At 39.1% G+C, this 25,945-nt stretch carries 20 protein-coding genes, 1 tRNA gene and 1 pseudogene; 5 read left to right on the top strand and 17 right to left on the bottom strand.

Going from position 1 to position 25,945, the window contains the following annotated elements; genetic code table 11:
* Positions 1 to 9: 9 nt before the first annotated feature.
* The 6 genes from FTU16_RS02060 to crp all read right to left on the bottom strand — a co-directional run bounded on the left by FTU16_RS02060 (position 10) and on the right by crp (position 8,679).
* Positions 10 to 1,176 (bottom strand): GNAT family N-acetyltransferase, encoded by a 1,167-nt coding sequence (locus tag FTU16_RS02060; protein ID WP_180060057.1) that lies wholly within the window; start codon positions 1,174 to 1,176, stop codon positions 10 to 12.
* A 1-nt stretch (position 1,177) separates the two neighbouring features.
* On the bottom strand, positions 1,178 to 2,728 hold the full coding sequence (locus FTU16_RS02055; RefSeq protein ID WP_180162595.1) for a GH3 auxin-responsive promoter family protein: 1,551 nt from the start codon (positions 2,726 to 2,728) through the stop codon (positions 1,178 to 1,180).
* Complete coding sequence (locus FTU16_RS02050) at positions 2,728 to 3,564, bottom strand: hypothetical protein (RefSeq protein ID WP_306669391.1); 837 nt, start codon at positions 3,562 to 3,564, stop codon at positions 2,728 to 2,730. Before FTU16_RS02050 ends, FTU16_RS02055 begins: the two co-directional genes overlap by 1 nt.
* 225 nt (positions 3,565 to 3,789) lie before the next feature.
* On the bottom strand, positions 3,790 to 6,369 hold the full coding sequence (clpB, locus tag FTU16_RS02045; protein ID WP_078188627.1) for an ATP-dependent chaperone ClpB: 2,580 nt from the start codon (positions 6,367 to 6,369) through the stop codon (positions 3,790 to 3,792).
* 347 nt (positions 6,370 to 6,716) lie between these two features.
* Positions 6,717 to 7,766: an NADP(H)-dependent aldo-keto reductase gene (locus tag FTU16_RS02040; protein WP_180162594.1), complete on the bottom strand. Its 1,050-nt coding sequence runs from the start codon at positions 7,764 to 7,766 to the stop codon at positions 6,717 to 6,719.
* A 202-nt stretch (positions 7,767 to 7,968) separates the two neighbouring features.
* On the bottom strand, positions 7,969 to 8,679 hold the full coding sequence (gene crp / locus FTU16_RS02035) for a cAMP-activated global transcriptional regulator CRP (RefSeq protein WP_180004890.1): 711 nt from the start codon (positions 8,677 to 8,679) through the stop codon (positions 7,969 to 7,971).
* Positions 8,680 to 8,827: 148 nt separating this feature from the next.
* On the opposite strand from crp, the gene FTU16_RS02030 reads away from it, so the two are divergent.
* A complete protein-coding gene (locus tag FTU16_RS02030; protein ID WP_078191820.1) occupies positions 8,828 to 9,256 on the top strand; it encodes an OsmC family protein in 429 nt (142 codons plus the stop codon).
* 403 nt (positions 9,257 to 9,659) lie between these two features.
* Positions 9,660 to 10,406: pseudogene (locus tag FTU16_RS02025) on the top strand (IS5 family transposase).
* An 85-nt stretch (positions 10,407 to 10,491) separates the two neighbouring features.
* On the opposite strand, the gene FTU16_RS02020 reads toward FTU16_RS02025, so the two are convergent.
* The 7 genes from FTU16_RS02020 to efp all read right to left on the bottom strand — a co-directional run bounded on the left by FTU16_RS02020 (position 10,492) and on the right by efp (position 17,902).
* Positions 10,492 to 10,568 (bottom strand) — tRNA-Val (locus tag FTU16_RS02020).
* 31 nt (positions 10,569 to 10,599) lie between these two features.
* On the bottom strand, positions 10,600 to 12,612 hold the full coding sequence (locus FTU16_RS02015; RefSeq protein WP_180162593.1) for a DUF3488 and transglutaminase-like domain-containing protein: 2,013 nt from the start codon (positions 12,610 to 12,612) through the stop codon (positions 10,600 to 10,602).
* A 3-nt stretch (positions 12,613 to 12,615) separates the two neighbouring features.
* Complete coding sequence (locus FTU16_RS02010) at positions 12,616 to 13,521, bottom strand: DUF58 domain-containing protein (protein ID WP_180009339.1); 906 nt, start codon at positions 13,519 to 13,521, stop codon at positions 12,616 to 12,618.
* Between the two features lie 12 nt (positions 13,522 to 13,533).
* Positions 13,534 to 14,490 (bottom strand): MoxR family ATPase, encoded by a 957-nt coding sequence (locus FTU16_RS02005; protein WP_180009341.1) that lies wholly within the window; start codon positions 14,488 to 14,490, stop codon positions 13,534 to 13,536.
* 229 nt (positions 14,491 to 14,719) lie between these two features.
* Positions 14,720 to 15,022 (bottom strand): YbdD/YjiX family protein, encoded by a 303-nt coding sequence (locus FTU16_RS02000; protein ID WP_078190160.1) that lies wholly within the window; start codon positions 15,020 to 15,022, stop codon positions 14,720 to 14,722.
* A 13-nt stretch (positions 15,023 to 15,035) separates the two neighbouring features.
* Positions 15,036 to 17,138 carry a carbon starvation CstA family protein gene (locus FTU16_RS01995; protein WP_180162592.1) on the bottom strand — a complete coding sequence of 701 codons (2,103 nt, stop codon included), beginning with the start codon at positions 17,136 to 17,138 and terminating at the stop codon, positions 15,036 to 15,038.
* Positions 17,139 to 17,332: 194 nt separating this feature from the next.
* Positions 17,333 to 17,902 (bottom strand): elongation factor P, encoded by a 570-nt coding sequence (gene efp / locus FTU16_RS01990; RefSeq protein WP_067762759.1) that lies wholly within the window; start codon positions 17,900 to 17,902, stop codon positions 17,333 to 17,335.
* 388 nt (positions 17,903 to 18,290) lie between these two features.
* On the opposite strand from efp, the gene epmB reads away from it, so the two are divergent.
* The 3 genes from epmB to FTU16_RS01975 are packed head-to-tail and all read left to right on the top strand — an operon-like array spanning position 18,291 to position 23,178.
* On the top strand, positions 18,291 to 19,307 hold the full coding sequence (epmB, locus tag FTU16_RS01985; RefSeq protein ID WP_180162591.1) for an EF-P beta-lysylation protein EpmB: 1,017 nt from the start codon (positions 18,291 to 18,293) through the stop codon (positions 19,305 to 19,307).
* A 14-nt stretch (positions 19,308 to 19,321) separates the two neighbouring features.
* Positions 19,322 to 21,067 (top strand): GTPase, encoded by a 1,746-nt coding sequence (locus FTU16_RS01980; RefSeq protein WP_180162590.1) that lies wholly within the window; start codon positions 19,322 to 19,324, stop codon positions 21,065 to 21,067.
* Positions 21,049 to 23,178, top strand: a complete 2,130-nt coding sequence (locus FTU16_RS01975) for an EAL domain-containing protein (protein WP_180162589.1) — start codon at positions 21,049 to 21,051, stop codon at positions 23,176 to 23,178. Before FTU16_RS01980 ends, FTU16_RS01975 begins: the two co-directional genes overlap by 19 nt.
* An 83-nt stretch (positions 23,179 to 23,261) precedes the next feature.
* Here the strand turns inward: FTU16_RS01975 and rpmE are convergent, their stop codons facing one another.
* The 4 genes from rpmE to gloA all read right to left on the bottom strand — a co-directional run bounded on the left by rpmE (position 23,262) and on the right by gloA (position 25,830).
* Positions 23,262 to 23,486 carry a 50S ribosomal protein L31 gene (gene rpmE, locus FTU16_RS01970; RefSeq protein WP_078190165.1) on the bottom strand — a complete coding sequence of 75 codons (225 nt, stop codon included), beginning with the start codon at positions 23,484 to 23,486 and terminating at the stop codon, positions 23,262 to 23,264.
* A 217-nt stretch (positions 23,487 to 23,703) separates the two neighbouring features.
* Positions 23,704 to 24,174, bottom strand: a complete 471-nt coding sequence (locus FTU16_RS01965) for a hypothetical protein (RefSeq protein ID WP_180162588.1) — start codon at positions 24,172 to 24,174, stop codon at positions 23,704 to 23,706.
* Between the two features lie 56 nt (positions 24,175 to 24,230).
* The gene (locus FTU16_RS01960; protein WP_180116768.1) at positions 24,231 to 25,205 is read right to left on the bottom strand and encodes a bile acid:sodium symporter family protein; all 975 of its coding nucleotides are present in this window, start codon (positions 25,203 to 25,205) and stop codon (positions 24,231 to 24,233) included.
* A gap of 223 nt (positions 25,206 to 25,428) precedes the next feature.
* Positions 25,429 to 25,830: a lactoylglutathione lyase gene (gene gloA, locus FTU16_RS01955; RefSeq protein WP_078191833.1), complete on the bottom strand. Its 402-nt coding sequence runs from the start codon at positions 25,828 to 25,830 to the stop codon at positions 25,429 to 25,431.
* Positions 25,831 to 25,945 lie beyond the last annotated feature (115 nt).

Below are 25,945 nucleotides of genomic sequence, written 5' to 3'. Positions count from 1 at the left end.
TCACTTCCTCTATATACGCCCAACTTCAAAATAACTAATACGTTTACGATCAAAAGCAGCGTATGGATTGGCTTTAAAACTATGAAAATAGTGCTTGGCTTTTAACACATGTGAGGTCGTATTTTTCATCCACTCAATACGTGGGTCCTTCTCTGCCAAAGTAATACAATAGGTTTCTTTACCACGTTGCTTTGTCTGCTGTTTTGCATGAAAAATCAAACTTGCAAATACGTCCAGATGTTCAGGATGACATAGCGGACTATGCAACATTAAATAATCAAAGGTTCCATGAATTTTTGGCAGTGATAAAACACCACGCACACTGGCATAGGCATTATAAAACGGCTTCATCAACTTTAATGAACGCGAATAGTCGATTACGCGGGTTTGTTTAAAACTCTTTTGATTCCATAATCCATAGAGTCCAACCAACTGATTGTGCTGATCATAAATCAAATAAAAATCGTCCAGATTTAAGCCTGCCCAAAATGGATTTTGACCATCAACCAACGCATTAAAATCATAGCTAGGTAAAAAATTATAATGGTCTTTCATTTTTAAAATGAAATCATTTGCTTCATCTACACGTTCAGCAGTCAGCGTTTTAAATTGATATTGATTGAAAGTTTTTGGTTTCACTGCCTGTGAAACGGTAAAGGTTCGAATTTCATCATAAAAATATGGCAGCGGAAATCCAGATCTTTCATGATGTAAAATACTGGCAGCGACAATATTGTCGTTTAAAACCACACTTTCAAAAATCGTGTCTTGTGGTATTTCATCATGGAGATAGTCCATCAATAAGCGCATGACTTTAGCACCACGATACGCTGGATTCATTCTTAAATCGGCGACATAACGCATCAGGTCAGGCTGACCATTGATATAACAATAACGCCATCCCAAATTCATCATCGCAATCACGATAGATGGATCTTCCACAGGGACAACCACTTTTAAATCTGGACGATTATACTGTGCGTGGCTGGCATCAAAATAACTGGGGTGACGCGCATAAGATAATGTGATGCCATTGCTTGGCATAGTCTCTGCACTAATTTTCATTAGTTGCTCATCATCTTCGACAGTCGCATTTCGAACCGCAAACTTAGTCTCATTCTTTGAATGATATAACGCCGTTTCGTCGAACGGTGCATCTAACACATCGATATCCATCTCAATACTCAATTATTTTTGTTTTCATTTTCTTAAGCGGCTCAGGCTTAATATTCCCTTCAATCATGCCATTGTTCATGGCTAGTGTTTTGTAGTAGTCCCAAGCATCTTGTACATGTACCACTTCAGGTTCATCCAACTGCCCTAGATCGCGTGCCAATTCATAATGAAAATTATGTTTAAGCAAACGGTCTAGTGCTTGAGCGGATGGTTGTTTATCTACATTGCCTTCACTGAGTAAAATATAGTGTGGTTTTTTAACCGAACATTGTTCAATACCCAAGATACTAATCGGCAAATAATCCGCTTGTTTAAACTCTGCAAGGACTTTAACTGCTGCATTGTGGTCGAGCTTTTCTCCGACCAAATCAACCGTCATTTTTCGACCTAAAAATTTAAAACATGGCACTTGCTGATAAAAGTCGGTGACTTCTAATTCATCATCAATCACATAACGAATTAATCCTGAACCTGTAGTAATCACAGGACTAACGATATCGCCTATTTTCAGTTGCCAAGATGGCACCACTTTTTGGCTGTCTTGCAAAATAAATTCATAAAAATGTGACTGATAACTTAAGGTAAAACGGTTTGCAAATGGAATCGTCACTACGCCTTCAGTTGCCCATAAACCTTTACCCTCAAATGCCACCCCTGCAATTCGTTGCTGTAGCTGTACTGCCCATTGCTCTGCGCTCGCTGTATCCCAACTCGAAACCAGACTGAGTTTAGGCCACAGTTTTTTCCACGCCGTTGCTTGGGTTAAATCCAAGTCTTGTAAGCGATAGCATTGTTGACAAGATTTCGGAACTTGCAGAAAACTCAAACCATCACGTTGCCATTGTCCAGTTTTTAAGACCTGTACAATTTCAGCTTGATGTTCTTGAATAATATCCAGCAATTGCAATGCAAATGTAGGACTCCATACCGAAATCATGCCTAAATGCTTATCTGCAACGAGATACACCGCGGTTGCAAACATGGCATCTTCGGCTGAATTTGCCATCGCAATTTCAGTCGGTACCGATTGAGTAATTTTACTCAACACTCGCTTCGACAGATTAAGCAGCGCACTGTCATCATTTAAATTACTATTTTCTAAAAGCTTTCGCTGGCTTTCAGGCAACCATGAAACCGACCAATAATGCGTTGAATTTTTAAGTTGTGGGTGTGTCCGATATAAATTAGTCAGCCATAAACCAATAGCCTCATCCAGTTCATCTAAAAAAGCCTGAGTATAGGGAATGAATTTAATTGCTTCACTCGACCCACTGGTCGGTTGAAACCGTACAATTTTTTCAGGCCCCAAACTATTTTTGCCACTTTGTCTGGATTGTTCAATTTGGCTTTTCCAATTGCTATAACGAGAAAGCGGATATTTTTTGGCAAATTGCTCATAGCTTAAATTTTGCGAAATGTGCTGCTTTAAAAAATGACTTAATTTTTTACGTTGCACATTTTCCAGCTGATTTGCCTGCTGTGTATAGCGCTGAAATGCTTTACGGCAGGCAATATTCAAAACTTGATGTGCTGTAGTGAGAAGCAATCCCATTAGGCCACCTTCGAGTCTGAACCTGTCGCAATATGCAATGTACGTGACTTATAACGTAACTTGCTGTCATGTTTACTCACACTGGTGGTCTTGGTTAAGAATCGATTTACATAACGGTATAAATCGCTCCAGCGTAATTCACCAATGCACGGAAGTTCTGTTCCATCGACCCAAGTTGGGTTCTTATCTTCAAAGAAAGCTATCTTGGTATTATTTTCGCGCATTTCATGGGTGATGGGCGCAACATCTGCTTTGAGTGGTTGATAGTCTTCGCCAAAATTCAGCAGACCCGTTTCGTGGTTATAATATTCTGAGAAGTATTCTTTACAGTACGATTCAACAAAGTCTTTGAGATGAGCATTTTTCTCACCATAGTGTGGATAGTAGCTGTAGTAGTTATTGGCTAAGAGCAGATAAGTTTTAAAGCCTTTAGAGATTAAAATCCAATATATAGGTGTTCTTGGATGACGAAATTTAAAACTAATAATATAACGGAACATTGCTCTAGTTAATGCACGATTTCCCCAATACTCTTTCTCAATAATGGTATCTCCACTGAAAAAAGCATGTCGGGCTTTACCATCAACAACAAAGTCACGTTCCATAACCGTCGAAAATCCGACAATTTGATTATTTTTCGGTTCAATAATAAAAAAAACACCGGTTTTTTCTAAGAAGTCGCGTTCAAAAATTTCATAACGGGTATTGGCATAATACTTTTGATAAATACCATACATGCGTTTGAGTTCTTGAACAGTGATGTCACCAGTATGTTTATATAAACTATAAGGTTCTTTTTTGATCTGCCTAAGCAGTTTAAATTCCATCATAATCATAATTTCCTGTTGCCATTCATTCTTGATGAACGCGCGATATTGTTTTTGTTTTACAGAACACAGCCATCTCGTTGGATGCGTGCGGGCGTCATATTAGTGGGTGAAAATGATGAAATGCAATCAACTTTACGTATTTAAACGAAAATCACGAAAAGCGTAAAATAAAAAAACCCGGCCTAAACCGGGTTTCTGTTTTTACAACTGAACGTGGCTAATTTGTACCTTTTAATTGAGTTTCATCTTGTCAAAACTTAGGTGATCTCCTTCCGCTTGAACAACAATCGTATCGCCCGGTTGGAACGCGCCTGACAAGATTTTCTGTGCCAGTGTATTTTCAACTTGTTGTTGGATGGCACGTTTTAGAGGACGTGCACCATATACAGGGTCAAAACCAGCATCGATAAGTAACTCAAAGGCACTATCTTCAACTGCCAAACTCATGTCTTTGTCAGCCAAACGTGAACGTAAACGATCCAACTGAATATCTGCAATGCCACGAATTTGCGCTTTTTGTAAAGAATGGAAAACCACCAGCTCATCAATACGGTTCACAAATTCAGGACGGAAATGTTCAGATACAGCAGCCATGACCACAGCACGAACTTCGTCTTTCGACGGGTTTTCACCTAATTCACGAACATCGGTTGAACCTAAGTTCGAGGTCATCACGATTACGGTGTTTTTGAAATCAATCACACGACCTTGTGAGTCAGTTAATCGACCATCATCTAACACTTGAAGCAAGATGTTAAAGACGTCTGGATGGGCTTTTTCAACCTCATCAAACAACACCACACTATAAGGTTTACGACGTACAGCCTCAGTTAATACACCGCCTTCTTCATAGCCCACATAGCCCGGAGGAGCACCCACTAAACGGCTCACCGAATGCTTTTCCATAAACTCTGACATGTCGATACGAATAATCGCATCATCACTGTCAAATAAGAAGTTACCTAGAGCTTTGGTTAACTCAGTTTTACCTACACCTGTTGGCCCAAGGAATAAGAATGAACCACTTGGGCGGTTTGGATCGGATAATCCTGCACGAGAACGACGCACCGCATTTGATACTGCTACGACCGCTTCATCTTGACCGACTACACGGTTATGTAAGAACTCTTCCATGTGTAAGAGTTTTTCACGTTCACCTTGTAGCATTTTTGCAACAGGAATACCTGTAGCCGCACTTACCACTTCAGCGATTTCATTTTCAGTGACTTTGGTACGAATCAGTTTCGGTTCTTCATTCACCTCGGCAACTTCTTCTTCATTCAAGCGTTTTTGCAACTCAGGAATAACACCATATTGCAAACGGCTAGCTTCTGCTAAATCACCTTCACGTTGTGCTTTTTCAAAGGCAGTACGTGCTTTATCTAGCTCAATTTGAGCCTGATTCGTGCCGTCAACCAAACGTTTTTCCGCAATCCACACTTCTTCCAAATCACTATATTCTTTTTGAACTTCAGCAATTTGTTTCTCTAGGTGCTCAACTTCAGCTTTTGAGACTGAATCTGCATCTTTTTTCACGGCTTCAAGTTGCATTTTCAATTGAATTAGGCGACGATCTAAACGGTCTAATGGCTCAGGTTTTGAGTCAATTTCCATTTTAATTCGTGATGCTGCTTCATCAATCAAATCAATGGCTTTGTCTGGTAACTGACGATCTGTGATGTAACGGTGCGACATTTTTGCCGCAGCAATAATCGCAGAGTCTAAAATTTGCACACCATGATGGGTTGCATATTTGTCTTTTAGACCACGTAAAATCGCAATGGTGTCTTCCACACTCGGTTCATCAACGATCACTTTTTGGAAACGACGTTCTAATGCCGCATCTTTTTCGATATATTGACGATATTCATCAAGTGTTGTCGCACCTACACAGCGTAGCTCACCACGCGCTAATGCAGGTTTAAGCATGTTACCAGCATCCATTGCACCATCGCCTTTACCTGCGCCAACAAGCGTATGTAATTCGTCAATGAAAAGAATAATCTCGCCATCATATTTGGCTAAATCTTTTAGAACTGCTTTAAGACGTTCTTCAAATTCACCGCGGTATTTTGCACCTGCAAGCAATGAACCTAAGTCAAGTGAAAGTACACGTTTACCTTTCAGACTTTCAGGGACTTCACCATTGACAATACGCTGTGCCAAACCTTCTACAATCGCAGTTTTACCCACACCAGGCTCACCAATCAATACCGGGTTGTTTTTGCTACGACGTGATAAAACCTGAATGGTACGGCGAATCTCTTCGTCACGACCAATAACTGGATCTAACTTGCCTTCTAATGCACGTGCATTGAGGTCTAAGGTATATTTGTTGAGTGAATCACGTTGATCTTCGTGGTTATTACTCATGACTTGTTCACCGCCTCGTATTTGTTCAATCGCTTTGCGTAATTTATCTGTCGTTACGCCTACACTATTTAATAAGGTTTTGGTTTTACCCGTTTCAGCTAAACCTAGAATCACCCAATCTGTAGAAAGAAACTCATCTCCAGCTTTTTGAGCAAAACTGTCAGCTAAATTCAGCGCCTTGACTGCTTCAGGATTTAGGTTGATGTCCCCTGTCGGCGTAGCAATGGTGGCGGTATCCTGTAGGGCTTGCTGAAGTTTGGTTTTTAACTCAGGAAGATTAGCACCTGCCTGTTGTAACAAGCTTTGGTTCGAAGGCTCTTCAAGCAATGTCGAAAGAATATGGATTCCTTCAATGGCTGTATGGTCTTTCCCCATTGCTAAAGATTGGGCATCGGATAATGCTTGCTGCAAACGGTTTGTGAATTTTTCGAATCGCATTCTTGTTATTCCTCACAACAAATTCTGTACTTGAAGCATATATGGGAGTCATATTTAAAATTTCAAATACATTTTTTAAATATTTTTCAATGAGTTAATTTTAAGATAAAGATAAATCTCAATTATAATATTGGTATAAATAGAATACTTTTCAAGTCATTTATTGAAGAATTTAGTACTTTATTATATTGTTTAAATACATATGTATTTTTAGGCAATTTTCTTGTCAACTCAACTGACTTTCTGACAATAAAATTCAATGATTTTCCATTTGCTTAAATAATACAAATGTCAAAAAAGCCCACATTTACATGCAGGCTTTTGCTTAATCCACTAAAAAGTTCAGCTTAAGGTGCAGGATTTGGCTGTTGGCGATGAATAGCTTCAATCCCTTTTAAAATGTCTTCTGATAAATTCACCTCAAAAGCATCAATATTTTCTTTCAACTGATCTAGATTTGTCGCACCAATAATTGTAGTGGTGACAAAAAATTGCTGCTTAATAAATGCTAGTGCTAACTGTGTCAACGTTAAACCATGCTGTTCTGCCAATTGTGCATATTGTTCTGTTGCCCATTCACTCTCCGCATTTGAATAGCGGCTAAAGCGTGAAAATAGTGTCACTCGAGCATTGGCAGGACGCGCACCATGACGGAATTTACCTGTTAGATAACCAAATGCCAATGGAGAATATGCCAATAAGCCCACGCCTTCGTAGTGTGCAATTTCAGATAAACCTATTTCATAAGTACGGTTCAATAAACTATACGGATTTTGCACACTGACAATTTTTTCTAAACCATGCTTTTCTGCAAGTTGTAGGAATTTTAAAGTTCCCCATGGTGTTTCATTAGATAGTCCAATTGAGCGAATTCGACCTTTTTTCACTTCATGACTTAAAGCAACCAATGTTTCTTCTAAATTGGTAATAGTTTGCGTATTGTTCGCTTCGGCATTGCCATAACCCAATTTACCAAAAAAGTTAGTTGGACGTTGCGGCCAATGAAGTTGGTATAAGTCAAGATAATCTGTCTGTAAGCGAAGAAGAGATTGATCTAGAGCAGACTCAATTTCCGAAGCAATAAATTTGGTTTGCCCGTCACGAATATGACTACCGCCTTGTGACGGTCCTGCAATTTTTGAAGCTAAGATTAATTTATCACGTCCACCGCGAGCTGCAATCCAGTTACCTATAATAGTTTCAGTTGAACCTTGGGTTTCAGGTTTCGGTGGGACAGGATACATTTCTGCAGTATCCCAAAAGTTAAGACCACGCTCTAAAGCATAATCCAGTTGCTCGAAAGCTTCTGCTTGGGTGTTTTGTTCACCAAACGTCATAGTGCCTAAACAAATTTCTGGAACTAAAATTCCGCTATGTGCCAATGGTTTAAATTGCATGCCACAAATTCCCTCTTTATTTTAAATATCAATATATAAGTCACGAAGTAGCTTACCTAAGATATCGGCTTTGTTTAAATCATAATTTTCTGTTTATTTGTCAAAAAATGTGAGAAAAGCTTGTTCAGATATAATAGTGAGAAATGAATAGACATAAAAAAAGCAAACCCCTGAGTTTGCTTTTTTTTATTTAGAAGAATGATTATTCTTCGTCGTCAAATTCGTCAGAAGCCAATTGACTTTTATCTTCAAGCGATGCATCAAAAATTAGAATCGCTTTACCATCAGTTTCAATCATGCCTTGCTCTTCAAGTGTTTTTAGAACACGACCAACCATTTCACGGGAACAACCCACGATACGACCAATCTCTTGACGAGTAATACGAATCTGACGACCATTCGGCAAAATCATTGCTTCAGGTTGTGAAGATAAATCAATTAAGCAACGTGCAATTCGACCTGACACGTCAATAAACGCAAGGTCAGTTACTTTACGCGTCGTATTTTTAAGACGGCGTACAAGCTGTGCAAATACCGCATAACTTAAGTCTGGGTATTGTTTACTTAATTCATGAAAGTTTTCATAGGTAATCTCAGCAATTTCACATACATCTCGCGTACGCACTTCTGCAGTACGCTGTGCATTTGCTTCGAATAGACCCATTTCCCCAAAAAAGTCACCCGCATTTAAGTACGCAACCACAATTTCACGCTCATCATCTTCACGTAAAATGATAGATACTGAACCCTTAAGAATTAAATACAAAGATTTAGATTCTGAGCCCGCATCAATGATTGTTGTACGTTTTGGGTAACGATTGATATATGCACGTTTTAATAATGCCTTCACCGACTCAGGTAACTGCCCCGGAGATAGCGCATCTGTGCTAAGTTGTGAAAAGTTTGAAGTCATGCTAACAGTTTCCGAATATGGATAATTTATAGATCGCACAAGACCTAAAGTGAACTTGTCACACGTAAGAGTTGAAATTCCTTATCAACTCAATTTATGTTAGTGTACAGGTACTGCGTAAATTTATAGCTTTTTTTAGGGACTTGCAATGCAAACTAGTGTTCATTGGCTAGAGAATGTTGCTTTTGAAGCAAAAACTCAAAGTGGTCACACTGTTATGATGGATGGATCACAAGAATATGGCGGTGAAAACCGTGGTCCGCGCCCAATGGAACTGATTTTAACAGGACTTGGTGGTTGTGCATCTTTCGATATTGTGACGATTTTAAAGAAAGCACGCCAAGACATTACCGATGTTCGTTGTGAATTAAATGCAGAACGTGCCGACACTATTCCTGCTGTATTCACTAAAATTCATTTGCACTTTGTAGTCACTGGTCATGGCGTGAAGGAAAAGCAAGTTGCAAAAGCGGTTGAACTTTCTGCTGAAAAATACTGTTCTGCTAGTAAAATGCTGATGGATGGTGGTGTAGAAATTACCCATGACTTCGAAATTTTAGAAACTGAAGATGCATAATTTATTTGTTCAATTAAGAGCCGCATAGAATGCGGCTTTTTTGTTTCAAATAATCCGCTATAGCATACATTGTATAAAGCACTGCTATATAGTCATAAACGCAGAAATATGAGCCAAAGAAGTTTGGCTTAATCACTTAAACAATCAATATCCAAATTGATGTATTTGCACATAGATGCATTTACACCCAATTCCATCTCATGATGATTTTACGACTCAATCCATATGAATCTATTCAAGCCAAATACGATTGAAAACGATTGCGAAGAACACCTTACATATAAGTAGATTTGATTTAACTATAGTCTTAATAACACTTTAATTAGGGTGTGTTGACACTTTTAGCTTAAAAAAATAGCGAAGTAGTAAAATCAAATCGCCAAACCCAATTTTACTATTCGCTATGCCTCGTACCATGCTGACAGATCAACACTGGCAAAAGTTGAAAGTTATTCTGCGTAATTTATCCATTCACCACAACTCAAATTTACGCAATTTTATTGAAGCTATTCTCTATAGAATTAGAACAGGCTGTCCGTGGCGAGATATTCCTTCTTGTTTTGGTCATTCAAACTCTATTTTCAAACGTTTTAATCGTTGGTCAAGCAGCGGTAAGTTACTTAGATTATTCAAATTACTAGCCTCATGCCCCGATATGGAGTGGGTTTTTATTGATGGCTCTCATGTACGTGCTCATCAACATTCTGCCGGCATATCGAATCAATCTATTTCTAAAAGTGTAGGAGGAAACTCCTCAAAAATACATTTGATTGTTGATGCACATGGCAATCCTATTGATTTCATGATTACCGATGGAACCACACATGATGTTAAAGTTGCACCTGATTTAATATCAACATTAGATTTAAAAGAGACATAAGTCGTATGCGCAGATAAAGGCTATGATTCAGAACCACTGCGTGAACAGATCAGGAAAACAAGCACCAAAGCGAATATACCAAGGAAAACGAATAGCAAATCGAACAATGACCATATGGACTGGTATTTATATAAAATCAGGCATTTAGTTGAAAATATGTTTTGCAGATTAAAGGAGTTTAGAGGAATAGCTACTCGATATGACAAGCTCAAAAGGAATTATCAAAGTTCTGTTGCTTTAGCCTGTATATTTTTATGGCTACCTTTATAGGGTTAATTATGAACAGTAAATGTCAACAGACCCTAATAATTTCAGATAAAAAAAGCAGAATCATTTTGATTCTGCTTTTTGAATTTGGTAGGTATATCCAGACTCGAACTGGAGACCTCTACGATGTCAACGTAGCGCTCTAACCAACTGAGCTATATACCTGAAGTCCAAGCATCATATTCATTTTTATTTTTTATGACAAGCCTTTTTCTGAGTTTTTTAAACTTTGCGTACAAGTTTTAAGCAAAGTCTTAAAACATTGAATATCTTGAGAACTTAGCGGAGTACCTACGTAAATTTCCTGCTCAAATAACTTGATGGATTGTTCAAATGAACGCCTTTCATGTTCAGGTACATTTTCAGCCAAACGTTGTAACCAATGCCGAAAACTTTCAGAAGCATCTTTTTGCTGGCTTAAAGGTAAATTCTTAGCGAATTTGGCTATTTCTATTTCGAGAGGACTTAGACTTTTTCTTTTTTTCCACAAAATCCATATAAAATATAATGCAACAACGCCACCAATACTCAATACAAGAAGTAACCCACCTGCATAAGCAGAATTTGTACCGAGCTTTTTAAACCATTGTTGTTGAGATTGAGCATTATAGCCCACCACTTTGCTTTGCCATTGGTAACTCGCATAATCACTCCATACACGGACTTTTTTCAACATCGAAAATTGTTGATAGGCCCAAGTAGACTGCTGGCTCCCAAAAATTGTCCGATCTTGTTCCATATAATCCTGCATCCCACCATCGATACGCTGCGGTGCGATCATGGCTGTAGGATCAATTCGACGCCAATGTTGATTGACATAAACCTCTGTCCACGCATGTGCATCAAGTTGACGAACTTCCCAACTTTTTCCATCTGGTGCTAATTGACCACCTTGATATCCCACAACAATACGCGATGGAACACCCACATAGCGCATCAACATTGCAAAACTCGATGCAAAATGTTCGCAAAACCCCTGTCTTGATCCAAATAAAAAATCATCTATCCGATTTTGCCCCAATACACCTGGGCTTAAGGTATATGCAAAGCGATTTTGTTTATACCATTGCAAAACTTCGGCAATATAACGCTCAGGATTTTGACGACTTCGCTGCCATAAAGTTTGGGCCAATTGTTGTGATTGAACATCCAAGTTTTCAACATAGCGAGTGTTTAATTTTTCAAGTAAAGCTACATTTTTTATTTGTGGCGGCTCTGCACTTCCTAACCATTTCAGTTGAATCGGCTCTGTACGTGCTGTTAATCGGTAGGGTGTAATTCGACCATCTTGACCTAATGCAAAACGTGCTTCATTGGGAACGGATTGCTCCAACGACATAATCCACATCACACTTGGGTCGGCAGCCAAATATTGATAATTCAATGTCCGCTTGGGTTTTAAATCAGCTGGATTCAGCTGTATAACGTTCTGGTTAAAAAAATGACTAGTCCATTTAGAACCATCATATTCATCTAATGCCATCGCCCGCCAATACAGCTCTGTACGTGTTGGCAAGGCTTGAATATCACCAATTATACGAAAAGCCAAACTACTCGACTGTGATAACTCAGCAATATCGCCCGGAGACATGCTGTCACTGATTCCCGTTGTGGCTTTATTTTCAGGAATAGGAATATGCCATAGCGGCGGCAGGCGTGGAAAAAAGAGAAACAGCAAGATAAAGAATGGAACAGCTAAGGCAATAAATTTACCCACATGCCCAATATCTTGTTTAATCGCCTGTATTTCACCGCCTGAGTTTTGGCTAAAACCAACGGTCTGTAAACGATATAATCCAATAAAGCAGCTCAACAACGCCAATAAAATAACCAATGCCATGGCAAAAGACTGGCTAAACAAAAAACTACTGGCAATCACAAACATCGCAAAGTTAAATAAAATAATTACATCACGACGTGTTTTTGTTTCTAAAGATTTAGCAAATAAAAATGTACTAAGTACTGTAACCCCTGCATCAACACCAATAAAGGTTTTATGACTTATGTAAATGCTGAATAAAGCTATCAATGTCAGCACATAGGTTAAAATTTTAGAAAATGGTTTTTTACTGGCGCGGGTATTGAGTAATAAAAAAAGCCAAATGACTAAAAATACTAATGATGTCACCACTGGTATATAAAGCATTTGCGCAATGAGCACTAAAGCTAACGTTAGTAGTATGGAGCGGCGTATGGTATTTTCAATCATAAATCAAGCCTGCGCCAATAACCGTTTAGCTTCGGAAAAATGCAGTGCTCCAGTGCCTGATGCTAACTCAGCATTAGGTAAATACAGTGCATATTGATCGTGATTTTGCTCAGCCTGCTCGACCAAACCCATCATAAGGCTAAGTTTTTCTTCATGACTTTGAGCTGGCATATAGTGATAATGAATCTCCAATTTCTTTAGATCTTCATATTGTTCAAAGACTTTCACATATAAGCCTTGTCCTCGTGCTGCTTGTTTCCAAGACACCGCATGAAGTGAATCCCCCGTCTGAAAACTCCGTAATTCGCGAAATTCATCAAGATCAGGTTCAAAGTTTTGCTGTTGTTGCTTATTTTCAACGGAATGCCAACTGGCTTGAGGTGCAACCCACGCTGGTTGCTGTACGTACAAATACGTCCAGGCCCGAACCAAACCAAAGGGATAAACACTATAAATTTGTATGGGTGGAATCTGAAAAAAACCGCGTTGGCTGGTTGTAAAATTTAATTGAAAGCCATGCTGTTGCGTATTGAACAATAATTTATGTAGCTGATTTTCAGTTTTAATCCACAAATATCGCGCCTGTTCAGCATCTTGCTTAAAGTAAATTTCGACCGAGAGTAATTCACCTGCTTGCGGTGTATCAACAACATTTATTTGAATCTGCAACGCATGAAGCTGCTTAAAAGTAATATAGAAACTAATACTCAATACGGCGCTAATTAAAAAGCAAAAGCCTAAAATCAAATTATTGGCATAATTCACACCTGCAATAAAAGTGATGAAAATTAATACCAAATACAAGTAGCCTTGCTGATAGATAAAGATCAAGACATCTTTTTGAGTCAGCTGCTTGTGCTGATCGATTTTAAATCGACGTTCAATCCATTGCTGCCACATTGAAGCCAAGATTCAACTCCTTTATTGAATCGAAACTTGTTCTAAAAGCTTAAAGGCTTCAAGATCTGACAACCCAATTCGATGAGATACCACAGCTGTAAAAACGGCTTGTACATCGTCAGGATTCACATAATTTCGCTGCTCAATCAGCGCATAGGCTTGCGCAGCTTTCTTTAAGGATAAAACACCACGCGTAGAAAGACCATGTCTCCCTTTACGTGTTTCAGCAGCAAGATCCAAAATGTAATCCATCAAACGATCACTCAGATGTATCTGCTCGACAAAGCCTTGTAGTTGTAAAATTTCTGATTCATTAAAGATATGTGCTAATGCCGCAATCAGATCATGGCGTGAAGTTTGTTGGAGCAATAATTTCTCTGCCTGACGCGATGGATAACCTAAAGACAAACGCATTAAAAACCGGTCCAACTGGGACTCAGGTAAGGCATAAGTACCACTTTGAAATAAAGGGTTTTGTGTCGCAATCACCCAAAATGGTTGAGGCAAAGCATAGCGCACACCATCAACCGTCACATACCCCTCTTCCATCGCTTCCAATAAAGCACTTTGGGTCTTTGGACTACAACGGTTGATTTCATCTGCCAATAAAATTTGGGTAAAAATCGGCCCAGATTTAAACTCAAAATGATGTTCTTTTTGATTAAACATATTTACCCCAATCACATCGCTGGCCAGCATGTCATTGGTAAATTGAATCCGTTGAAACTTTAATCCCGCCAAATGTGACAAGGCGCTAGATAATGTCGTTTTTCCTAAACCAGGTAAGTCTTCAAATAGCACATGCCCGCCTGCCAATAGACAAGCTAAAGCCAATTTGGTTTGCTGATTTTTATCCAAAATAATTTGGTTAATTTGTTCGAGGAATGTATTTATTTTCGGGTAAAAAGGCGCAAGGCTCTGCTCACTTAAAAGCGTTGATGTATTATTTTGTTGGCTTTTCTCTGATCCCCAAAACACCTTTTATTCCCCAATAAAAAAGTTAAATGAATGACTAACATACAGGGTTTTATTTAAAAATACAGTGTTTATCTCCAATCTATACCCAGTTCAATACTTTAAATACATACGCTTGATATTTATTGGGTATACAAAAGCGTTGTTTTCGCTTCGACTGATCACAATTCAGCAAAAAAAAAGCGTCCCGAAGAACGCTTTTTTTATTGGATTTTTAGCACAAGTCAAAGCATTAGCAAGGACACTTCTTCATGTCACCACCAGCTGATGGATAACGTGCATCTACACAGTGACGATAAAATGTTTTTGCATCCATCGCTTCCAAATCAGGATGATGTTTTGCCATATGTTCCAAATAGTTTTGGTAATCTGGCACACCCACCATCAGGCGGAAGCTTTGCTGTAAACGTTGCCACAACGTCGCAATACGTGACCAATTTTTCGGGTTCAGAATTAGATCCTTCTGCGACATAATGGTCATTTTAATGATTTTATAAATCACCGTTTTTCCACTTTTTGCAAACTTCAGGTTCATTCATATTCCCCTATTAATGTGCTGAATTCGACGGATTAATTTCAGCTGGGTCACGGTAAATCGCTTCTGCTTCATTCACCGATGGATTTGGATTTGCCAAAGCACGACGCACCACACCAATCGCTGCAAATAACATCACAAATGCCACAATCATAAAGAATGCACAAAGACCGGCATTGATTTGATTCGACAATGCAACCGTATGCATTTCAGCCATGGTTTTCGCAGGTGCCAACAATTCATTCTTCGCAATGGCTGCGTTAAAACGATCTGCCTGAGCCAAGAAACCAATCTTTGGATTTTCGTGGAAAATCTTCTGCCAACCAGCGGTCATTGAAGTAATAAACAAGAATAATGTTGGGATAATTGTCACCCAAACATACTTTTGTTTTTTCATCTTGAATAAAATCACTGTACCCAAGATCAATGCCATCGCAGCAAGAATTTGGTTACCAATACCAAATAGCGGCCATAAGCTATTAATACCGCCGAGTGGATCAACCACGCCTTGGTAAACGAAGAAGCCCCAACCTGCAACAGCCACCGCTGTACCTAAGAGATTTCCGAAGAAGTTATGTGAGTTTTTTACCTCAGGAATCACGATACCCACAGTATCTTGCACCATGAAACGACATGCACGTGTACCCGCATCAACTGCCGTTAAAATGAAAAGTGCTTCGAATAAAATCGCAAAGTGATACCAGAACGCCATCATTGAACGGTTATTAAAAATTTCCGTAATGATATGCGCCATACCAATCGCAAATGTTGGTGCACCACCTGTACGAGACAGAATCGAATTTTCACCCACTTCTTGTGCAAGTAAGGTCAATGCTTCAGGTGTTACCACGAAGCCTAATGTACGAACTGCTTCTGCAGCGGACTCAACCGTTGTACCAATCACAGCTACTGGCGCATTAATCGCAAAATACACACCAGGCTCAAGAATCGTTGCACAGACCAAAGCCATAATCGCAACAAAAGACTCCATCAACATGCCGCCATAACCGATCATGCGAATATCTTTTTCATTATTCACAAGTTTCGGTGTCGTTCCTGAAGAAACGAGCGCATGGAAACCTGAAATCGCACCACAGGCAATGGTAATAAACAAGAATGGGAACATTGAGCCTGCAAATACAGGACCTGTACCATCAATAAAATGCGTTACTGCTGGCATTTTCATTTCAGGTAAAGCAAACATGATCCCGATTGCCAAACCTGCAATAACACCAATTTTCAAGAAAGTAGATAGGTAATCACGTGGTGCAAGCAGTAACCAAACGGGTAATACTGATGCCACGAAACCATAACCAATCAACCACCAAGTTAGTTCAGTACCTGAAAGTGTAAAGAATGGCCCCCAGTATGGGTGCTGTGCAATGTCACCACCATAGATAATCCCTGCCATCATCAGTACAAAACCAATGATCGACACTTCTGCAATTTTACCTGGACGGATAAAGCGCATGTAGATACCCATGAAAATCGCAATCGGCACTGTTGCAGCGATACTGAAAACACCCCACGGACTGTTGGTCAACGCTTTTACAACTACCAAAGCCAGCACCGCTAGAATGATGATCATCACCCCTAGTGCGCCAAGCATCACGATAATTCCGGCAAAAGAACCTAGTTCTTGTTTTGCCATTTCACCGAGTGAACGACCATCACGACGTGTCGAGATGAATAAGACTAAAAAGTCTTGAACTGCACCAGCAAGAACGACACCCACCAAGAGCCAAATTGTTCCCGGCAAATAACCCATTTGCGCAGCAAGGATCGGTCCGACTAATGGGCCTGCACCTGCAATCGCAGCAAAGTGGTGACCAAATAGAACGCTTTTATTGGTCGGTACATAATCCAAGCCGTCAGCTAAGCGATGGGCAGGCGTTAAACGTCGCTCATTCAGTTCAAAGACTTTATTGGCAATAAATAAACTATAAAAACGATATGCAATGCTATACACACAGATTGCTGCAAGGATCAGCCAAACTGCATTGACATGCTCGCCTCGACTGAGTGCTAGTATGCCGAATGAAACGGCACCTAGAATGGCTACAAACAGCCAGATAATCTTTGAAGCCATTCCTGACTTCGGTTGAATGGTTTCCATCTCAATCCCTCATAAATGTTGAAATAAATCAGCTTGATTTTTCTTGTTCGAGGTACTGCTGTTTCTTCCCTTGAAACTCTACTCCTGTTATAGGTTTTTTCATCTAATACTTTGGAATAAAAATTTAAACCAATAGGTATAAAAAAAGGGATGAATCACTTCATCCCTTTCGATAATAGTCTATTTTTAAACCATTATGCACGTTCTAAATAGTCACCAGTACGAGTGTCTACACGAACGCTTTCTTCTTGCTGTACGAATAATGGAACACGTACAACTGCACCAGTTTCAAGCTTAGCCGGTTTACCGCCACCGCCTGAAGTATCACCACGTACACCTGGATCAGTTTCAACGATTTTTAATACAACGAAGTTTGGCGCGCTCACAGTTAAAGGAACACCGTTCCAAAGCATGATTGTGCAAAGTTCATTTGAGTCATCTTTCAACCATTTAGCCGCGTCGCCCATAGCAACTTTATCAGCAGCGATTTGTTCGAAAGATTCTGGATCCATGAAGTTCCACATTTCACCGTCGTTATACAAGTAGTTCATTTCAACTTCTTGGATGTCAGCAGCTTCTAGTGAATCACCAGATTTGAAAGTTTTTTCTAAAACTTTACCAGTTTTAAGGTTACGTAATTTTACGCGGTTAAAAGCTTGGCCTTTACCTGGTTTTACGTATTCGTTTTCCATGATTGAACATGGGTTACCGTCAAGCATGACCTTAAGGCCTGACTTGAAATCATTCGTAGAATAATAGGCCATGACTGGCTCACTCCAAACTTACTAACTTTAATCTATAGATGCTATGGGCTGTAACATGTCATTTAGCAAGTACTGACTGTAACATTGGCTGCCACATGCACATTAATGTGATATTGCGTATTCTAAATGACCAATGCACCATGTCGCAACGAAAAAATCCCCATTAAAAGGGTCAAGCTGCTTAACTTACACTCAGACATTAAAGAACTTTGTTTATACAATGCCCACAAACAGGTAAAATTGCTGTTTACTGAAACTTAATAAATGTTTTGTAGGCTTCATCCGTTGTGAGCTTTATCGGAATTATTTCAGCTTACACTTCAAAGTTCGACGCATTAATTTCAGCAATATTCCCCACTCACCTTTCTGCATTTTTTAAACATTCAGCATGATAAACTATTTATTTCAAGAGCAAAACTGGCAAACCCAATTGAGTGATTTGATAACAAATCCTCAAGAATTACTCGATGTATTAGAACTTTCGCATGATCAGTTATTATCGGGTGCTCAGTTCGCAGCAGATGAGTTTCGCCTACGCGTTCCGCGCGCTTTTGTCGAAAAAATGCAAAAAGGTAATCCGCTCGATCCGCTTTTACTCCAAGTCCTACCGCATCATTTAGAACTTGAAGAACACGCCGGTTTTGTTACCGACCCATTAGGTGAAGAACAAGCCAACCAACAGACTGGTGTATTACATAAGTACAAGTCTCGTTTTTTACTGACTTTAACCGGTGCCTGCGCGGTCCATTGCCGTTATTGTTTCCGCCGGCATTTTCCCTACCAAGAAAACCTGCCTAAAAATGACGATTGGACAAACATTAAACAATATATCAAACAACAACCCGATATTAATGAAGTGATTTTAAGTGGTGGAGACCCGCTCACACTATCAAATCGTAAACTTCAAGTGTGGATTGAACGTTTATCGACTTTGCCACAAATTAAATTTTTGAGAATTCATTCACGAGTTCCTATCGTAATCCCCAACCGTGTCGATGAAGAGCTGGTTTCTATTTTAAAAAACAGTAGGCTACGCATTATTCTAGTGGTACACTCAAATCATGCATCTGAGCTTGATGATTTTACGTGCAGCCAGCTTCAACAGCTTGTCAAACAAGGAATCACCGTGCTTAACCAAGCCGTTTTATTGAAAGGGGTCAATGATTCAGCTGATGTATTGGTCGAACTAAGTTACCGCTTATTCGATGCAGGCGTGATGCCTTATTACTTACATGTTCTAGATAAAGTCAAAGGTGCTTCACATTTTGATACACCGGCGCAGAACATAGATTTAATTTATAAAGAAGTTTTAGAGAATCTACCGGGTTACTTGGTTCCTAAACTTGTACGGGAAATCGCGGGCGAGAAAAACAAGACACCGCTTTTTGGGGCTTCAACTTTTTGAGTTAAATAATAAAGATGACCACGCATACTTCAGATACGTTTCAACATCCGACTGAATTAAAGCTGGATAAACTGAGCTTTTGTCCTACCAATGCCAAAGGACTACAAGAGTGGTTAAATGGCATTTCAATTTTACAATTAGGTACTTCATCTAAAGCACTGTTTAATGCGTTGCTAGAAATTTCTGAGCTCAAGTGCCAAGAAATGCTACGTTTTGATTTGGTTCAGATTGTTCATCCAACTTTGGAAAGTGTGCTTACCAGTTTAGAAAAGCACTTTACCAATCAGAGCCTAATTACGACGGATCGTAATGACCAAATCATTGAATTGGCCATGTTATTACGTAGCCACTTTGCCAAAATCTATATTGATATTGCCAAACGATGTAATCAGCAGCTCAATCAACAAAAGTTTTCGATTTTTTCATTCGGCCATAAAAAAAGCTTACAAACCGCTAGAATTGCATCAATCTACTATGCGTTGCAACAACTGACACTGTTGTTGTATCAACAACACATGTTGTATGCCACACCGACGGCGGGTCAATGGATTGCGGCACATCAACTGATTGAATGTGCCATTGAACACAATTTCTATCAAAGTAATGTCAATCAGTTACTGGGTACTCAGCATCAAATTGCAAATATTGCCCAAGCTTATGCACAATTGATCTTATTAGATATTTTCAATAATCATCAGATCCGCCCTGCTGAAATCCAAGGCTTGTATTTATGTAGCTTTGACTGGGTAAAATTGGTTCAAATCCTACCGAAAGAAACCACGCTTTCACGCTATATTGTAGACACGAAAAAAGATCATCCACCGATTTATAACTCTAAACAAGATCGGTCGTATCAAGCCAATGTGTACATTTCAACGCAAAACTTGCTCGATCATTTGACCGAAACGCAAACTAAGAATGCCAATTTCCTTTCTAAAAATGAAAAGCTATTCTTAACCCCTGCGCTGTATTTCCATATTCATAATATTTTGACCAACAACACTGAACGTCGTCATGAACGTTATGAATATTCTGCGCAAATCAATATTTGCTTTAGCTTAATGGTGGCGCATTTCTATCTCTCTAAAGGTAAAAACTTCCATGAAACTTTAGATTTAGAAGGCAACTATCAATTCCACAATGAAGCGTCTTTTGTCAATTCGCATGATTCAAATATGCCAACGGGCATGACCAATGCGAAAGCGCTAGATCGTGAAGCGAAACAAATTCATACCGCCGACGTTTTAGATATTAGTGTGAATGGTTATCGCATTAAATGGACTGGGCCTACCCCAGCCAATTTAAAAACCGGCGAATTTATTTTGATCCAAGAAAATGCTCAAAGCCAATGGCGTGGCGGTGTTGTTCGTTGGATCAAACAATCGACTGAAAAAAGTTTGGAATTGGGTCTCGAAGTACTGGCTCAAGATTTGTATCCATGTTCAGCCCATATTCGTACCGACCGCAATACAACAAATCATCAACCTGCTTTATTGGTTCAGACCACACAACTAGATCAGGTGTCTACGACCTTAATTTTACCTGGGGCAAATCTCTTCCGAGAGAAACAAACGGTCCACCTTCGCTTAGGCAAAGAAGACATCAAAGTCTACCTCACCAAAGCGCAGTTGGTGACGCAAAGCTTTATTCGCTTTGAATATGAATTATTGAATGAAGAGCAAGAAAATGTCGTTAAAGACTATATTGCGAAACAGAGCAATGAGATCAAAAATAACGACTTATGGGAAGCATTAAAGTGAGAAATCCATTACTATCCAAAAAACTAAAACGTACGGAAACTCGATTACTCATTATTGATGATAATCAAATACGTTTTAACCAGATACGTGATTTATTGACAGACAGCGAACATCAAGTTCATGCCATATTACTTGATGATTTACAAAATTTCGAAAAACAGCTGAATCTCAATTGGGACTTGATCATTTTTGGACGTGCTTATGATTTAAAATATGAACAAGCTTTAAGTTTAGTTCAACTATCGAGCCAACCGAATTTACCGATTATTTTACTTAAACCCGAAGACTATCAAGCAGAACAATATGCAAGTTTAGTCAAAAAAGGGATTTATGACATTGTCGATATTGCTGAACCTGAGAGTTTCTATTTTGGTTTAATCCGTGCTTTATCCTTTAGTCGCCTACAACAATCGCAGCAACATTTAATGGAAGAGCTCGAAACAGCTCAAATCCAAACCCAGTCTTTAGTTGAAGATAGTCGTAAAGCGGTTGCCGTGATTCAAGAAGGCATTCATATTCAAGCCAATGCTGAATATCTCACTTTGTTTGGTCTAAAAAATGAAGATGATGTAATTGGTCTGCCTTTACTCGATCTATTACAACCTACTGACCTTAACGACTTTAAGCAACGCTTTAAAAAAATTAGCCAAGGGCAGCTCGATTTAGGACGTTTTGATCTCGTTTCACAAAATATCGCAGTGGCTGGGCAAAACCCACTAAAACTCGAATTTATTGCCGCAGCTGAAGAAGATGCTTTAAAGCTCGCAATTGAAATTGGCAGTCAAAGCAGCAATGCTGTAAGCAATGCTCAAGTTGAAGCTAGCCCACAAAAACCAAAAGCATTTCAACAACTCAACCGTACTATTGCTCAGCAACCTGCTAATGTAAATGCATTAGTTCTATTTACATTGGCTTCTTGCTCAGATGCGATTTTTCAAAAAGATTGGAATACTTATAAGAGCTATTTCACCAATATTAAAGACTTCTTGAAAGATCAGACGCATGCTCCATTATTTGGTTTAGATAATGGTGCAATCGTTGCCTTATTCCAAGCGGATAATCAGCTCAAACTTGAGTCTAAATTGATTGGTCTTAATACCCTGAGCAAACCTCAATTACTCAGTGTAAACAATGAAACTTATCCATTAAATTTACGCATAGGATACAGTGTTTTAGACAGCGATATTCGTGATGAAGCACATTTTGATACCTTTATTGCGAAAGCCTTTAATACTGCGCTACCAACCAACCAACAAGCACCTGAAATCGATTTAACTATTCCATTAGAAATTGACATACCAAGTTTGGATTTCGGTACACCAGAAGCACAAATTGCGCCGATTGTCGTTAGTGATGAAGCTCCTGTTATCAAGGCCCTTCGCAACTGCTTAGAACGCGGTGAAATTCATCTTAAATATCAGCAACTGTATGATAAAGAAGATTCACATCTTTATACTTATGAAGTAACCAGCGGCTTTATTTTTGAAAATAAATGGAAAGATATCGCCCAACTACGTGAATTGGCTGAAGACTCAGAGCTATCCATTAAATTGGATCGTTGGATCTTGGTTGAATCGTGTAAACAGCTACACAACTTTATTACTCAGTTCCCTGAAGCTAAATTAATCGTTAACCTCAACAAGGAAGTGCTATATAACGACCGCACCTTCCCTGAGTTTATTTCAAAACTCATTACGATTATTCGTAGTAAATTGAAGAATCCACTGATTTTACAATTTGCAGAAGAAGACATTCAGCTCAATATTGATGCCGCTCAAAAAGCATTTGTTGAACTTCGTAAAAATGGTGCCGAACTGGCTTTACGTAATTTTGGTCATTCGATGTTTAGTGAATCATTATTACGTCAAATGGATGTTCACTGCTTAACACTAGATTCAAGCTTGACCCAAATGCTTGCAAACGACAAGTCATGCCAAGAGCTGCAAGAAAAAATTACCACTTATCATGAAATCAAAACTGTTGAAATCATGCTACGTGAATTAAATGACATGACACTGTTTGCCAATGCTTGGAATGTAGAAGCTCGTTTTATTCAAGGTGATTATTTCCAGAAGAAACTCGACCATCTCATCGATGTTCAGGACCAATAAGGTTCTGAACATTGCCGATTTAAGGTTGATCTTTTTATCGGCACAAAAAAACGGGCATAAAGCCCGTTTTTTCGTTTTGGATATTAACGTTTGATAGAACGTGACATACCAGCAAAACGTTGTTTGAATTTGTCGATACGACCGCCAGTGTCAACGCTTTTCTGTTTACCAGTGTAGAATGGGTGGCAAGCAGAACATACGTCTAGGTAAATAGTTTCTTTACCAAGAGCTGAACGAGTTTCAATTACGTTACCGCATGAACATGTAGCAACTAAAGTTTCATATTTTGGGTGAATATCGGCGCGCATCGTCGATTACTCCTAAGATTAAAGAAGGTTTAGCTGTCATCGCAATTGATCACTCTTGCATCACTACAAGGAAGGCTTAAAAAAGCAGACCAACACCATAACAGACCATTCTTTTGGCCCACCGAGACGGATACCGCCAGAGCTAAGCACAACAAGTTGGGGCAAATTATAGCTGATTTTTTATTGTTAATAAATAGATATTCAAGGCTGAATCACTCTACTCTTTAGGTTGAGCTTGCTCTAAATATTTCTGATATTGTAATTCGACTGTACGCTGAAATTGGGCTTGATCAAAATGTTTTAATTTTTCAATAAATGCAGGACAAAACGTCGCTGCATTTACTGACTGTAATGATCTGCTCATGCCCTCTAACATACCTTGAAGCTGCTGTTTAAATTGTGCATCGACGGGCTGATCAACATCTTTTGCTTTTAATGGCTCTACACCATTAAAACGGATAGCCTGAACCGCAGCAATTAATTTAAGCTTTGCAGCTTGATAAGCCTGATCTAATTCCGTATTCATCTGTGGTTGTCGATCACGACAAAAATCCAACATGGGCTGTAGGCTGATGAGCGGCATTTTTTCAATGACATCACGGTTACTATTTAAAGATAAATCCTCTTGAGCATGAACGACTGTGTTCATACCCAAGAATAAAATGAAAAAGCCTTTTTTAATTTTCATGATTATTTTCTTTCCATCTATATAAGGTATTTTAAAAGGACCTATTCATCTCGTCCTTACCCTTGCCCACGGCTCTGTTTTGCCCAAAGGTTGGCAATCACACCACAGACCATCAACTGAATTTGGTGAAAGATCATAATTGGTAAAACTATCATCCCCATCGGCTGCCCAATAAATAAAATTTGTGCCATGGGCACACCACTCGCCAAGGTTTTTTTAGAGCCACAAAAGAAAATCGTCTTTTGATCAGCTCGGCTAAAGCCCAACCAACGTGGCACATATAACGCCAATAACATAATAATCGTTAATAGAACTGAGCACGCCACAATCAATAGGAATAAGGTCATACCACTTACTTGATGCCAAAGCCCTGCCACCACCGCACTACTGAATGCACCATAGACCACCATCAAAATTGAGCCCTGATCAAATACCTTCACAATTTTTGGCATTTTCTTCATATAAGGAAACACCCAAGGACGGAGGAGCTGCCCTAAAATGAATGGAATCAGCAATAACAGCGTAATTTGAATAATAGATGCTGTCGGATCGTAGTTATGTTGTGACTGGCCGAGAATAAAATAGGCCACCATCACTGGGGTAATAAACATACCAATAATATTTGAAAATGATGCACTACAGACTGCACCAGCAACATTACCCTGTGCTACCGAAGTAAATGCAATGGAAGACTGTACTGTCGAAGGTAAAAAGCACATAAACAAAAAGCCCCAATACAACTCTTGCCCTAACATCGGCACGAGGATTGGTTTCGCCATTAAACCCAATAATGGAAATAATGCAAAGGTAAAAGCAAAAACTAAAGCATGTAACTTCCAATGCATTATGCCTTCAACCACAGCCTCACGAGATAACTTTGCACCATGTAGAAAAAATAAAATGGCAATTGCAGCCGTTGTAATATAGCCAAAAATTTCTGCAGCTTGACCACTGACAGGCAAAAAAGTCGCAAGTATGACCATTACAAAAAGTAGAATGGTAAAACGATCCAAAGCCAACATTTTTAGCATAACAACATCCTGTAAAAATTTCCCTTTAAAGCTGATCGGCACAAAAATGCCCAATAAGCTAAATTTACCATTGAGTAAATTTCATCTTACTGGGCCATATAAATAAAGCCAGCTTTTCTCAGATATATTCATTATTTTAAACGTTGATAGTGAGCTCAACGCAAAAAAATTTATAAATAAGAATATTCAGCATTACATATGACTTTATATTAATGATTGCACATTAATTATTTCGTGCATTTGAGTCTTGTTGGATCAACTCAATTTTATAGCCATCGGGATCTTCAACAAAGGCAATGACGGTCACACCACCTTTCATTGGTCCTGCTTCACGTACCACGTTTCCGCCACGTGCTTTAATTTCTTCACAAGCCTTGTAGGCATCATCTACTGCAATAGCAATATGGCCATAAGCGTTACCCAATTCATAACTCTCCGTATCCCAGTTATGCGTTAACTCAAGTACAGTATGATTTTCTTCATCACCATAGCCCACAAATGCCAAAGTAAAACGACCTTCTTCATAATCACGCTTACGAAGCAAAGTCATACCGAGTACTTCAGTATAGAACGCCAATGAACGCTCTAAATTGCCTACACGTAACATGGTATGCAGCATGCGCATAATCGAGTTTCCTAAATCTATCATTATGTCTGAATACTATAGGGATTTAACATGCAAAGTTCAATTTAAGTCTAGAACGCATATACCTGCTTATTTCAAATATCCTTGTCCAAAA

Origin of the sequence: Acinetobacter sp. YH12069, from assembly GCF_013419675.1 — a bacterium.
In the GTDB taxonomy this organism is placed as follows: domain Bacteria; phylum Pseudomonadota; class Gammaproteobacteria; order Pseudomonadales; family Moraxellaceae; genus Acinetobacter; species Acinetobacter amyesii.
The sequence above is the reverse complement of the archived record's forward strand: the minus strand, read 5'-3'. Positions and strand labels throughout refer to the sequence as shown.